The sequence below is a fragment of the Pseudomonas frigoris genome, assembly GCF_047758635.1.
Lineage (GTDB): Bacteria > Pseudomonadota > Gammaproteobacteria > Pseudomonadales > Pseudomonadaceae > Aquipseudomonas > Aquipseudomonas frigoris.
This window is the reverse complement of sequence record NZ_CP180479.1, coordinates 5,086,010-5,099,724: the sequence shown is the minus strand read 5'-3', so window position 1 is coordinate 5,099,724 and position 13,715 is coordinate 5,086,010. Positions and strand designations below refer to the sequence as shown.

Annotated in this window: 8 protein-coding genes; all 8 read left to right on the top strand. The window is 51.6% G+C overall.

All coding sequences use genetic code 11. The features are described 5' to 3' along the window. The first annotated feature begins 6 nt into the window (after window positions 1-6). On the top strand, window positions 7-1,083 hold the full coding sequence (rfbB, locus tag ACMXYH_RS23400) for a dTDP-glucose 4,6-dehydratase (RefSeq protein WP_415765113.1): 1,077 nt from the start codon (window positions 7-9) through the stop codon (window positions 1,081-1,083). Further along, window positions 1,080-1,973 (top strand): dTDP-4-dehydrorhamnose reductase, encoded by an 894-nt coding sequence (gene rfbD, locus ACMXYH_RS23395; RefSeq protein WP_415765112.1) that lies wholly within the window; start codon window positions 1,080-1,082, stop codon window positions 1,971-1,973. The genes rfbB and rfbD overlap by 4 nt, the downstream gene beginning before the upstream one ends. After that, window positions 1,970-2,860: a glucose-1-phosphate thymidylyltransferase RfbA gene (gene rfbA / locus ACMXYH_RS23390; RefSeq protein WP_140893341.1), complete on the top strand. Its 891-nt coding sequence runs from the start codon at window positions 1,970-1,972 to the stop codon at window positions 2,858-2,860. Before rfbD ends, rfbA begins: the two co-directional genes overlap by 4 nt. A 54-nt stretch (window positions 2,861-2,914) precedes the next feature. Then, window positions 2,915-3,838: a glycosyltransferase gene (locus tag ACMXYH_RS23385; protein ID WP_415765111.1), complete on the top strand. Its 924-nt coding sequence runs from the start codon at window positions 2,915-2,917 to the stop codon at window positions 3,836-3,838. Next, entirely contained in the window at window positions 3,835-4,797 is a 963-nt protein-coding gene (locus ACMXYH_RS23380; protein ID WP_415765110.1) for a UDP-glucose 4-epimerase family protein, read from the top strand. Before ACMXYH_RS23385 ends, ACMXYH_RS23380 begins: the two co-directional genes overlap by 4 nt. Further along, a complete protein-coding gene (locus ACMXYH_RS23375; RefSeq protein ID WP_008148731.1) occupies window positions 4,794-5,813 on the top strand; it encodes an MraY family glycosyltransferase in 1,020 nt (339 codons plus the stop codon). Before ACMXYH_RS23380 ends, ACMXYH_RS23375 begins: the two co-directional genes overlap by 4 nt. 136 nt (window positions 5,814-5,949) lie before the next feature. Then, window positions 5,950-7,887: a glycosyltransferase family 2 protein gene (locus tag ACMXYH_RS23370; RefSeq protein ID WP_415765109.1), complete on the top strand. Its 1,938-nt coding sequence runs from the start codon at window positions 5,950-5,952 to the stop codon at window positions 7,885-7,887. Between the two features lie 727 nt (window positions 7,888-8,614). Beyond that, on the top strand, window positions 8,615-13,564 hold the full coding sequence (locus ACMXYH_RS23365; RefSeq protein ID WP_415765108.1) for a glycosyltransferase: 4,950 nt from the start codon (window positions 8,615-8,617) through the stop codon (window positions 13,562-13,564). Window positions 13,565-13,715 lie beyond the last annotated feature (151 nt).

Here is a 13,715-nt window from a genome sequence, read left to right as displayed (position 1 = left end):
TTTCGCGTGAAAATTCTAGTAACCGGCGGCGCCGGGTTTATCGGCTCGGCAGTCATCCGTCATATCATCTCCAACACTACCGACGCTGTCGTTAACGTCGATAAGCTTACTTACGCCGGTAACCTTGAGTCATTGGCCGAAGTTAGCCACAACTCGCGTTACGTATTCGAGCGCGTCGACATCTGCGACCGTGATCAGGTAGACCGCGTCCTGCGTGAACACCAGCCGGATGCGATCATGCACCTGGCCGCAGAGTCCCACGTTGACCGCTCGATCTCTGGTCCGTCTGAATTCATCCAGACCAACATCATCGGTACTTACACTCTGCTGGAAGCTGCACGCCACTATTGGGCGGCGCTGGATGATGCGCGTAAAACCAACTTCCGCTTTCACCATATTTCGACTGACGAAGTTTACGGAGACCTCGAAGGTCCGGAAGACCTCTTCACCGAAACCACACCGTATCAGCCAAGCTCGCCATACTCCGCCAGCAAGGCCAGTTCCGATCACCTGGTTCGTGCCTGGAGCCGTACTTACGGCTTGCCGACCCTGGTCACCAACTGCTCGAACAACTACGGCCCATGCCATTTCCCTGAGAAGTTGATCCCACTGATCATTCTCAATGCACTGGAAGGCAAGCCGCTGCCGGTCTACGGCAAAGGCAACCAAGTCCGCGACTGGCTCTACGTCGAAGACCACGCCCGCGCACTGTACAAAGTCGTGACCGAAGGCGTTATCGGCGAGACGTACAACATCGGCGGCCATAACGAAAAGCAAAACATCGAAGTGGTGCATACCCTGTGCGCTCTGCTCGACGAATTGCGTCCCGATTCTGCTCACCGTCCACATGCCAGCCTGATCACTTACGTTCAGGACCGCCCGGGCCACGATCAGCGTTACGCAATCGATGCCAGCAAAATCCAGCGTGAGCTGGGTTGGACGCCGGAAGAGACCTTTGAAACCGGCATCCGCAAAACGGTCGAGTGGTACCTCAACAACACTGAATGGGTCGCTCACGTGAAGAGCGGTAGCTACCAACAGTGGATCGATCAAAACTACGCAGATCGTTCGAACAAAGCATGAAAATCCTCCTGCTGGGAAAAAACGGCCAGGTAGGATGGGAGCTGCAGCGCTCCCTCGCGCCGCTGGGTGAGTTGATCGCCCTGGAGCGCCATGTGGTCGATGGTTTGTGTGGTGATCTGTCCGATCTCGACGCTTTGCGCACAACGATCCGTCAGGTCAACCCGAACGTTATCGTCAACGCTGCCGCCTACACCGCTGTCGATAAAGCCGAGTCCGAGACCGAGCTGGCCGACCGTGTGAACGGTCAGGCAAGCCAGGTCATGGCCGAAGAGGCCGCGACTCTGGGTGCCTGGCTGATTCATTACTCGACTGATTACGTCTTCAGCGGCCAGGGTTCTGCTCCGTGGCAAGAGTCAGATGCAGTCGCCCCGGTGAATCACTACGGCGCCAGTAAACTGGCCGGTGAACAGGCAATTACCGCGTCGGGCTGCAAACACCTGATCTTTCGCACCAGCTGGGTCTATGGCGCTCGCGGCAACAACTTCGCCAAGACCATGCTGCGTCTGGCCAAGGATCGCGAAACCTTGAGCGTCATCGCCGACCAGATTGGAGCCCCGACGGGTGCAGACCTGATTGCCGACGTGACTGCGTTGGCCATTCAACAAGTTCTGCAACGTCCCGAGCTGTCGGGCTTGTATCACTTGGCGGCCAGTGGCGAAGTGTCCTGGCACGGCTATGCTAGCCATGTGATCGGCTTCGCCCAAGACAACGGCGAGCAGCTCGCCGTAACGGCGATCAATCCGATTGAAACGACGGCTTACCCAACACCTGCGCGCCGCCCTCTGAATTCGCGTTTGAATACTCAGAAGCTGCGTGACAACTTTTCTCTACACTTGCCGGATTGGCAAAGTGGCGTAACCCGAATGCTTAGGGAAGTTCTGAATAAATGAGCACGACAAATCGTAAAGGCATCATCCTCGCTGGCGGCTCGGGCACGCGTCTGCATCCGTTGACCCTCGGCGTGTCCAAGCAGATGCTGCCGATCTACGACAAGCCGATGATCTTCTATCCGCTGTCGGTGCTGATGCTCGCGGGCATGCGTGAAGTCCTGATTATCTCCACGCCTGAAGACTTGCCATGTTTCCGCAAGCTGCTGGGTGACGGCAGCCTGTACGGCATCAAACTGACCTACGCCGAGCAACCTAGTCCTGACGGTCTGGCACAAGCCTTCATCATTGGCGAAGAGTTCATCGGCGAAGATCCTTGCTGTCTGATCCTGGGCGACAACATCTTTTACGGTCAGCACTTCTCGGACAACCTGCGTTCTGCCAGCTCTCAAGAACATGGCGCTACCGTATTCGGCTACCACGTCTCCGATCCGGAGCGCTTCGGTGTTGTCGAGTTCGACAAAACCGGTCGCGCTCTTAGCATTGAAGAGAAACCGCTGAAGCCAAAATCCAACTATGCAGTGACCGGCCTGTACTTCTACGACAACGATGTTGTCGAGATCGCCAAGAACATTAAGCCGTCCGAGCGTGGCGAGCTGGAAATTACCGACGTTAACCGCGCCTACCTCGAGCAGAACACCCTCAATGTAGAAATGCTCGGACGCGGTTTTGCCTGGCTGGACACGGGGACTCACGACTCGTTGCTCGAGGCCAGTCACTTCGTGCACACGATCGAGCAGCGTCAAGGCTTGAAAGTGGCCTGCCTGGAGGAGATCGCCTACAACAACGGTTGGATTACCGCTGAACAGTTGAGCGCTCAGGCCGATAAGCTGAAAAAGACTGGCTATGGTCAGTACCTGCAAAAACTGCTGGATTTGGGTTCCCTCTGAGTCGAGAGGGTTTACTTTCAAACCTAGCGTTTAATCCGTGCAAGCAGGAATAGCATGCCAGTAAAACATCCCAAGGTTGCAGTTTTGCTGGCTGCGTACAACGGAATGCAGTGGATTGAGGAGCAACTGGTCTCGATTCTCGGCCAGTTATCGGTCGACGTTACCCTGCACATTAGCATCGACCCCTCTACTGACGGCACCGAGGCGTGGTGTAAAGCTTATGCGGCTGAGCATCCAGCAGTTGTAGTGCTTCCGGATGCCAATCGCTTCGGCGGAGCGTCGCGCAACTTCTTTCGGTTGATCCGGGACGTTGACTTCAATGGCTACGACTTCGTCGCCTTTGCCGACCAGGACGACATCTGGTATCCCGACAAGCTGCACAGAGCAACCCAGGCGCTGCAGGCACGAGGAGTAGATGCCTACTCCAGTAACGTGACGGCGTTCTGGCCAAGCGGCAGAACCCAGCTGTTGGACAAGGCGCAGCCTCAGGTCGCCTGGGATTTTTTGTTCGAGGCAGCCGGGCCCGGCTGCACCTACGTCTTTAGAAAAAGCCTGGTAGAAGCCTTGAAAGGCTCGATGCTCGCCAACTGGCAGCAACTGCAAGGGGTAACTTTGCATGACTGGTATTGCTACGCCTTTGCGCGCAGTCATGGTTACCGTTGGTATATCGACCCGTTACCCAGCATGGATTACCGGCAGCACGAGCGTAATCAGGTCGGTGCCAACACAGGCCTGAGTCCGTTGATCGCTCGTTACAAAACCATTCATGACGGTTGGTGGTTCGGTCAGGTTCGTCTGATTGCAGATCTGGTGGGGCAGGGGGCGAAACCCTTTGAAGGCGTCTTGCTGCAATTACGGCGTACGGAACTGATGAAGCTGTCCTTCAGTGCCTGGCAATGCAGGCGCCGGGTACGGGACAAGATTTTCTTCTTTTTTATCTGTTGGGTCACCGCGTTGATAGGAAACAAAGCTCAATGACAGCCCCAAAGGTATTGGTCACGGGGGCAGGCGGTTTCGTGGGTGAGGCGCTGGTTTTCAGGATGTTGGTGGACAAACAGTTCGCTCCGATCGCAGCCGCTCGCAGTCCCACCCGGTTACAGGGTTTATGCCCGGTTGTACCCTTTGATCTGAATGATCCTGAAGCCTTGTCTGAGTTGAAGGATGTAAGTGCGGTCGTCCACGCGGCGGCCAGAGTTCATGTGATGAACGAAGTCGCTTCTGATGCCTTGGCCGAATTTCGCAAGGTCAATGTGGAGGGCACTCTTCGGTTGGCAAAGCGCGCCGCTGAATCGGGAGTCAAACGCTTCATCTTCATCAGTTCGATCAAGGTCAATGGCGAAAGCACCCTGCCAGGCAAGCCGTTCAAGGCTGACGATACTCCGGCCCCGGTGGATCCTTATGGCGTGTCCAAGCACGAGGCTGAACAAGCGCTGAGACAACTTGCTCGTGAAACCGGAATGGAAGTGGTGATTATTCGCCCGCCATTGATCTATGGGGCGGGGGTTAAAGCCAATTTTCTGAGTATGCTGCGCTGGCTTAACAAAGGTATTCCGTTACCGTTGGGAGCGGTCCGGAATCAGCGTAGCCTTGTGGCGATCGGAAACCTGGTGGACCTTATAATCACCTGTATTGATCATCCTGCCGCAGCGAACCAAACCTTTCTGGTCAGTGATGGCCAGGACTTGTCCACAACTCAAATGCTACGTCGCCTGGGCAATGCGCTCGGGACGAAGGCCTGGCTCTTGCCACTGCCAGAGTGGTTGCTGGTAGTGGCGGCTTCGGCATTGAGAAAGCAATCCGTTGCTCAACGGATCTGCGGGTCATTGCAGGTCGACATCAGCAAAAATCGTGAATTATTGGGGTGGACACCACCCATCAACATGGATGAAGCCATGCGCCAAACCGCAGGTCACTATCTGGACGCGCAGACGAAATGACTTTTTTGTGGCTGCTACTTGCAGTATTCGTTGTTTCCTGGGGGCTGACGCTTGTTTTACGTCGTTATGCTTTGGCCAAGAGCTTGATGGACATACCAAACGAGCGCAGCTCTCACTCGGTGCCTACTCCTCGGGGTGGAGGTGTAGCTATTGTTGTCTCCTTTCTGTTGGCGCTTCTGATCCTTCGTGGTCTTGATTTGATGAGCCTGGCGACGCTCTTTGGTTTGCTGGGGAGCGGCTTGTTGGTCGCGCTTATCGGTTTTGCCGATGATCACGGGCATATCGCTGCAAGGTGGCGCCTATTAGGCCATTTTGCTGCCTCGATATGGGCGTTATATTGGCTGGGAGGCTCTCCTTGCGTCACGCTCTTTGGCGCTACCCTTGATCCAGGGTGGATTGGGAATATTTTGTTTGTGCTGTATTTGGTCTGGATGCTGAATCTTTACAATTTCATGGATGGCATTGACGGCTTGGCCAGTGCTGAAGCGATCAGTGTCTGCCTCGGAATGTTGCTGGTCTATTGGTTTGGTGCAAACCTCGAACTGGCGTGGGGGCCTCTGGCTCTGGTGGCAGCGGTCGCGGGTTTTCTCTGTTGGAACTATCCGCCGGCGAAAATTTTCATGGGAGACGCAGGCAGTGGTTTTTTGGGGGTTGTATTGGCAGGGATGTCCATTGAGGCAGCCTCCAAGTCGCCCGAGTTGCTTTGGAGCTGGTTGATCATGCTTGGTGTTTTCATTGTTGATGCGACGTGGACCCTGATGCGCAGGCTTTTGCGAGGTGAAAAAGTATATGAAGCCCACCGCAGTCATGGTTACCAATATGCCTCTCGCAAGCACCGTAGCCATAAAACAGTAGTGCTGGCATCGATCACTATTAATTTTGTATGGCTCATGCCGTTATCGATCGCTGTAGCAAGTGGGTGGATTTCCGGATTTTTTGGTATGGTCGTAGCTTATGCTCCACTGCTATTTATCGCATGCACCTACAAAGCTGGAGAGTCGGAGCAAGTAGTGTAATTAAAAAGCGTCAGAAACACATATCAACACAGGTTTGCATGGTCGCCTCTCTTGTGGAGCGTCTTGGGATGTACCTGCCGCTGATGTTGTGATATTTGCAGGTCGCTAAGTTGCATTGGTTAGGGGATTCGATTTAATGAGTGGTTTATTCAGTATGGTTGCTTCAAAAATTTGGCAAGTCGTAACGCGTTTTTTTCGAGGGCTGAGCTCTTTTTTGGCCAAGTCTAAAGCGTTCATTCGGCCCTTTTACCAAAAGTTTCCTTTCCTTGTGTGGGTTCGTGTTCGTATACATTTGTTTTTCAAGCGTTTGCGCGAAAACATAATGTTGGTAATTTATTCGCGAAATAATATCAAGGCTATACAGGCTATATTGAATCGTCGTTTTTCACGGTTCCAGAGCTCGTCGGTCGCCCAGGCGCAACCTGTTATTGATGTGTCGGTGGTGACGTTCAATAGTGGCAAGTGGATTGATGGTTTTTTTGAATCGTTAAGGGCGCAGAGTTACCCGCTCAGCAAATTGAATATGTTCTTTGTTGATAACGGGTCTTCGGACAGCACCCTCGAAGCATTGCAGCGTTGGCAGGCATTGCTTGGTCAGGAAGTGGCTGGTTTCGACATTCTGGAAGGCGACAATGTCGGGTTTGGTGCCGGGCATGAAAAAGCAATCCATAAAGGAAGCTCTGAGTATTTTCTTGTTAGTAATGTGGATATCGTTTTTGCCAAAGACGCTATAACCAGAGTGGTGACCGCTGCTTTGGCTGATGCCAAGGCTGAGGTGGCCTCCTGGGAGTTGAGGCAGGCACCTTATGAGCATCCTAAATATTACGATCCGGTAACGTTGGAAACCAACTGGTCGTCCCATGCTTGCGTACTCGTAAGAAGGTCGGCTTACGTTAAAGTCGGTGGATACGAGCGCGAGATCTTCATGTATGGCGAAGACGTCGAGCTTTCCTATCGCTTCAGGTCCTATGGATACCAACTCAAGTATTGCCCGTCTGCCGTCGTCTATCATTATACCTATGAGCATGAGCATCATATAAAACCGATTCAGTATACCGGCAGCACGCTGGCCAATGCTTATATCAGGCTACGCTATGGGAATTTGAGCGATAGAGTGGGTGGCTTTATCTTGCAGTGCCTGCTTTTACTCCGTCCAGAACCCTATGCTGGCGCCCGTCGCGATGTGTTCAGAAACTTCGGTGTGATATTCAAGAAGGCTCGGTATTTTATGCGGGGCAAGGGGCCGAGTGAAAACTGCTATTTCCCTTTCAGGGGCTTTGATTATGAAATGATCAGGGATGGGGCGTTCTGGGAGGTGGGTGAGCCATTGACCGATTACCCTCTTGTTACTGTGGTAACTCGAACGTACAAGAATCGAGGAGAGTTTCTCAGGCAGTCCATGATGTCAGTGCTTAATCAAACGTATCCGAATATCGAGTTGATAGTCGTCGAGGATGGCGGTTCTACGATGAGCTCGGTTGTGGCTGATTTTGAATTTCCGGAGGGAATGAGTGTCAGTTACTACTCCCTCGATAAAGTCGGTCGTTCGGTTACCGGTAATTATGGTCTCGAAAAGGCAGCCGGAAAATATTGCATGTTTCTCGATGATGATGATTTGCTTTTTGCGGATCATGTCGAGGTGCTTGTTGGTGCGTTGGCGAAAAATTCTGATGCGGTAGCGGCCTACTCATTGGCACTGGAAGTCGGTACTGTTGCCGGTGGCGTGGAAGAGCAATATTTTGAGGTTAGCCATGATGTACCTCCCATTCTCAAGCAAGAATATGACTATGATGTTCTGTTGGATCACAACTTTATAGCGATCCAGTCTCTCCTTTTTCAAAAGGATCTCTACTTGCAACGAGGTGGATTTCAAACCGATATGAGCAGTCTCGAAGACTGGAATCTTTGGTTGCGCTATGGTTATGGCAATAAGTTTGTTTATGTGCCAAAAACAACGTCTTTGTTTAGAACACCTGGGGACCCCACTGTACGGGTGGAACGGCATATGCAGTTGCATGAAGCTTATTATATTGCCAAGAATCACGCAGTGAAAACGTGTAAGAGTTATACCTGAGTTCGTGCTTTAGCGGTTTTTGGCATTGAGTTTTGTGAATTGAGTCATTCCGTGTGAGTGGCTCTTTTTTTGTATTTCTCTACTGATGTAGCTCTGGCTCGTTAGTCGAAGTGGTTGGTTTTGTATACGGTTTGTTGACTCGTTATTGGTTTTTTGCTCCCAATATTCTGGCTTTTTGTCCAGATGGATGGGGGCAGCCCTTTAAATAAGCAAATCAGGCTGTTTCGGGAGGGGTGCAGGCCTGGGCCAGGATGGTTTCGAGCGGTGCCCCGTCCTGTGCGCCGTCAACGATTCAGTCCACCGTCTACGTGCCTGGGTTTGAGGTGTTTTTCGCTCTTGGCGGTAGGGGCTTGAGCCTTTTTTGTTGGGCGCTGCGGCTAGGCCATAGGTAAGGAACCCAGTATTTCTGAGCTATTTTGAATGTTAAGACCAAAAAATGTTATAAATCAGTTTTGGTTGGTTTCGCGCTTGTTTGCTCCGGGTCAGTGACCGCGCTTGTGGTTTGCTCGGCCCCAGGGGGCTAACGTCGTCGACGTATAGTCGTCGCTGGAACCAGGGAGTGGTCATCTGCAAGTGTTACCCTTTTATGTAGGGCTATGGTTGTAGCCGTCTTACAGGGTGTTCGTATTAGTGCAGGTAATTTACTCGTTTGGAAGTGCGTTGCTGAGAGTCAGCATGCCCATAGGATTTTTTGACGCATATGCTAAATATTAGTGATTTGTCATCAGTGGACAAACAAAAAGTCTTCGACTATCTCAAGTGGAACAGTTTCCGTTCCGAGAAGTACAAGGTTTTATACGTTAGTACCTCCAAGGTTGCGAGTACGTCCCTGAAGTGGTGGTTTGCAACACTGGAAGGTTGTTCGCAGGCCTTGCGTGGAGTCGGTGAGGCTGCGGGAAGTAATTCTGATCAAATTGTTCACGAGTTTCACAAGGTTGCGCCCCATGTCAGCGGGCTGGAAATAGAAGACCTTTTGGAATCCCTTCTTTCTGATACATATTTTCGATTTGCCGCCGTACGAAACCCTTACAAGCGTATCTTCTCTGCATGGCAGTCGAAAATACTGTTGCAAGATCCACAGCAGGTCGCATTGTATCCAAAGTTTGAGTTGCTACAGCAGCCGGTAAAAAGCGTAGCGGATGTTGCTTCGGCTTTTGAGGCGTTTCTGGAGTATCTCGCAAGCAATCGCGGATCTTCACCTGAGAAGAATTTTTGGGCGCCTCAAGCCACGCTATTGCGTCCGGATTTGATCAATTATTCCTTGTTGGTTAAAATTGAAAACTCCTCTGGACTCCATAAAGCATTATCGGAGCACTTCGGTGAGCAGGCCACCGATCCTTTCGCAGAGCCTTCGCCAAGTGAAAATGTCATTCCCTTCCTTTCTGCTTTTATAACGGAACGAAGTGCGAGTTTGATTAAAGAGCTGTATGCCGAAGATTTTGATGTCTTCGAATATGACAGGCAGATACCAGAACCTACAGAAGCGTTTTCGGCAGAGCAGTTGGATCTCGCGTTTGACGCGGCCAGGCTGATTCGGGAAAGTCGTCAACAAATAGATGCGCGCGCCCTTCAAATCCAGGACTTGACTCAACAGATCGAGGATTTGAATCAGCGGATTGCGTCATTGAATCCGACCCTGTTTGAACGTGAATCGCAGTTAAAAGAGCTCATGGGTTCTTTGGTTAAGCGCGACCGACATATTGCCAGTCTTGAGCAATCTGTGGGTGTGCTCAACAGGCAGCTAGTCGACCTCAAAGCCGTCTTGGTTGATCACGAAAAAGAGGGTGTCAGTCTGAAGGCTGATCTGCTCAAGACGCAGCAGGAACTCAATGCGTTACTCTTTTCGCATTCCTGGCGTTTAACCTTGCCTGTGCGAATAGTTACAGGGTTTGTGCGAGAGTCCGTCCATAACGTCAGGACGCTGACATGGAGTAAAGTACTCGACTCGTTAAGACGTCGTCGAGAGCTGTATAACGAAAATACTCTTCGTGAGATTCACGAAAGCGGGTTGTTTGACCCGGATTATTACCTGGCCAGTAATGCAGATGTGCGTGCAAAAGGCACTGATCCACTCAAGCACTACATGCTCAAGGGCTGGATAGAAAATCGCAATCCCTGCGCCGCTTTCAGTCCTTCGGATTATCTGTTGGCCAACCCTGATGTTGCCGAGGCTCAGGTACATCCGCTGCTTCACTACATTCAATGTGGCCAGCTCGAAGGTCGTCCAGTCAGATTGCCAGCTCGCATTTGCGAAATGACGGCGGTCAAGCGTCGTCCCGTCGGGCGTAATGCGGTTTTCAAGCCGTATGGTGAATATACACCGATACCGGTACTCAAGGCTGTGCTCGAGGCACAGATCGAAGCCGTCAAAAAGTCAGGTTTGTTCGACGAGAAGTACTACCTTGCGATGTACAGCGATGTAGAGCAGGTCTCGGTAGATCCACTCAGGCACTACTGTGAACAGGGCTGGCGCGAAGGTAGAAATCCGTCCATGGATTTTGATACGCGCGCCTACCTCGCACTTTACAAAGACATTCAACACATTGGTCTTAACCCGCTTTGGCATTACATTGTCACTGGCGCGGCGGAGCATAGAATAGCGGTACCGGACGCACTCATTAATCACGAAAATGACATCCGTTTTGGTGAAGTTAACAGCGACATCAAGTTACTCGCGTTCTATGTATCGCCTGACTGGGAGGCGTTGCGTAGTGCCAGATTCGCTTCCAAGGGCAATCCGCAGCGATCGCGCCCTGATAAGACGCTTGGGTTGTATGATTCGTTGGACGGGCGTGTGTTCACCCAGCAGGTACTCAGTGCCAAGAGTCATGGCTTTTTCGGCTTTTGTTTCAAGCTGAGCGCAGATTCGGTTGCGCAAGCGTCGCCACAGCCTCTGGATACCTTTCTTGCCCATACGGAAATCGACTTTAATTTCTGTATTCAAATAGATTTGCATCAGGACGGTCTGTCGAACAACTTGATTACGCCTGTTGTTGCAGTTCTAGCTGATAAGCGATGTGTGCAGGTTGATGAGCGCCCCGTCATCGTGGTTAAGCTCAATGAATATGACGAAGACATAGTTGATTCAATTCGCAAGCTCCGTGAGCGATTGAATGAACTGTGTGATGGCGTGTACTTGATTGCTCAGTTTGGTTTCGCGGGTTCGGAAGAGTTAGCGCAGGACCTGGATGGTTTGTGTGACGCCGCGCTTGATCTTTCTGCAGATCCTGTGCCGGGCGAAACTGGCGTATTTCCACCGCAAAACAAGAATGGAATAGATACCGTTCCGTATAACCTTATTGCTTCGCAAGGGATCGTGCGAGCACAGAAAGCACATCTTCGTGCTACTCCGGTTTTCCACGCTATTTCATTAGGGCGTGATGAAACTGCGCTTAAGCAATATTCTCCTCTGGTTTATTCGCGCTTTCACATTCGTGACTATGGGCGTTGGCTTGACGCGGCGATCAGGGGCGCGAGAAAGGCTCTCCCCGAGGATCGCCGTCTACTGTTCGTGAATGCCTGGAACAATTGGCAGGAAGGACTCTACGTTGAGCCAGACAGTATCACCGGTTTTGGTCGGTTGAACGAAACAACACGCGCTCTGCTGGATATTGACTCCAGTGTCGTTATGCCAAAAATTTCGGTAATTGTTCCAAATTATAATCATGAGAGCTATCTTGCTCGTCGGCTGGATAGTATTTATGGGCAGACTTACAAGAATATAGAAGTCATCCTGATGGATGACTGTTCGACTGATGATAGCCGTTCGGTGTTAACTGGTTATGCGGAAAAGTACCCTGATATAACACGCTTGTTGTTCAATGAGACGAATTCGGGTGGCGTTTTTCATCAGTGGGCTAAGGGGATCAAGGCGGCCACAGGTGACCTGGTATGGGTCGCTGAAAGCGATGACTACTGTGATGAGCGTTTCCTGGAGGCGCTTGTTAGCTGTTTTGATGATGAAGCGGTCATGCTTGCGTACTCGAAGTGTGAGTTCGTAACCACGGACGAAGTCGTTATGCCGGACCAGTTCCTTAACTATGTAAGTGATCTGGAGTGTGCGAATAAATGGGCTGGTTCCTATGTAAGCACGGCGCATAACGAAGTGCGTTCGGCGTTGGGTATCAAAAATACAATACCTAATGCCAGTGGCGTGATTTTCAAGCGTCCCGTTGATATGCCGCTGTTGGATGATCAGTCGTGGCTATCAATGAAAGTTGCTGGTGACTGGGTCTTCTATTTGCACATCCTGCGCGGCGGGAAGATTGCTTACTCCACTGAGGGTACAAACTTTTTCCGTCGACATTATGCAAGTACTGCCAACACCACTTATCGCAAAGAGGTCTTTTATCGCGAGCTCGGGGTGGCGAACAGAACGATCCAGTCCCTCTACAATGTTCCGATGTCGGTGCTTGAGGCTTGCGAGGCATCCAGCAAGAAGCTGTATGACCACTATGTCGGGGGCTCCGCAGAAGAGTTTTTACGCTGGTACGACCATGATTCGATTGTTCGTGCCAGGGCTGATCGCCTGCCGAACGTGATGGTTTCCACGATCGGCTTCTATCCGGGTGGTGCCGAAATTCTTCCGATTCGACTGGCAAACGAGTTTAAGCGCCAAGGTATTTCCGTTTCCTTGTTTAGCGCCGGGATACCAAAACGCGAAGACGGTGTTCGCAAAATGCTGAGAAGCGACGTGCCGGTGATCGAGACGTCGAATATCGAATCAGTGAAAGAGATCATTCATGATTTCGGAATTGAAGCACTTAATAGCCACCAGTGGTACGTTCAGAAGTATCCGGTCGATGTCCCGGATGTTTTTTCCGAGCTTGGCGCCCATGTGGCCGCTTTGCACGGGATGATTGAACATGGCAATGGAGTGACTGATGAACAGTTGCGCATTGCTGACAAAGGTGTCAGTACATGGGTCTACACCGCTGAGAAGAATCTTGTTCCTTTCTCGGACATCTCACTGTACGACAAGTCTTCTCCCCGTTTCGTCAAGGTTCCTAACGGGTTGCAGCCGCCGGAAATCGTTCCAATCTCGCGCGTGCAGATGGGTATACCGGAAGATGCTTTTGTATTGTGTTGTGTCAGTCGGGCAATTCCCGATAAAGGCTGGGGCGAAGCGATCCAGGCGGTAGAACTTGCGCGATCACTTACCGGTCGGGACATCCGTATTATATTGGTCGGTAATGGCCTGGTGTACGATGAGTATTGTCAAGCAGGTGCGCCGGACTTCGTTTACCTGGCTGGCTTTAGTGATAACTCCGTAGGCCATTATGCTGCCGCGGACATGGGCATCATGTTATCGACCTTCAGGTCCGAGAGTTTCCCTCTGACCATTGTCGATTGCCTGTTTGCCGGCAAGCCATACATTGCCACAGACGTAGGCGACATCAAAAACATGTTGACGATAGAGAGCGGCGTTGCCGGGGAGATTATCGGGTTGGAAGATTGGGTAGTCCCAATCGACAGCACGGCCCGCGTGATTGCAGCGTTCGCGACAGATGAACGGAAATACCAGGAAGCCGTCGGCTTGGTGAAAGACGTTTCCAGTCGATATCGAATTGACGCCGTTGCCTCTCAATATCTTCGTTTGTTCGAGCGTGACATTCAGCAGCGCAGGGCGGAGTCGGCGAAGGCTGAAGGCTCTGGCATGACTGTTCAGGACCTGTAGCCGGACTTGCTGTAAGCAGGGCAGCTAGCGTTAAGGGGAGGGCTCGCAGGGCAGGTCCGGCTGATTGCCAGGCCTGCACTGAGAGCGAGACGGGCGTCTCCTGCAATTTGGTAAGCCGCCTCACTTGACGTATCATTAGCCGTCACAGTGT